The following is a 306-nucleotide window of genomic DNA, read 5'->3' on the forward strand; positions in this document are numbered from 1 at the left end:
ATATAATATGAGAGGAAGAATTCTTAAGGTTTTTTTATTAATTACTGTAAAAAACTAATATTAATTACTAATCAAAATTTAAATTTCTTTAACGGATAATACTATAGGAAACTAATAATGTATTGCAATACTGGCAGTGTTATTAAAAAGAAATTAATTTTTAGCGCCAGTAATTTAGGGAAGGCCAATCTTTTAAACATCGCATATGGTATCGATAAAAACTTTTTTTTAGGTTGTGCTATTTCGATTACTTCTATCTTATTAACTAATCCAGATAATTATTTCAATTTTCATATCTTCACCAAT

General features: G+C 24.2%; 1 protein-coding gene. It reads left to right on the top strand.

Annotation, left to right across the window (positions count from 1 at the left end; all coding sequences use genetic code 11):
* Window positions 1–117: 117 nt before the first annotated feature.
* Window positions 118–306 (top strand): glycosyltransferase (locus A9G03_RS12650; protein ID WP_335340456.1); only part of this gene is annotated, 189 nt, incomplete at its 3' end.

Source organism: Gilliamella sp. wkB171, assembly GCF_001693755.1.
GTDB lineage: Bacteria > Pseudomonadota > Gammaproteobacteria > Enterobacterales > Orbaceae > Gilliamella > Gilliamella apicola_F.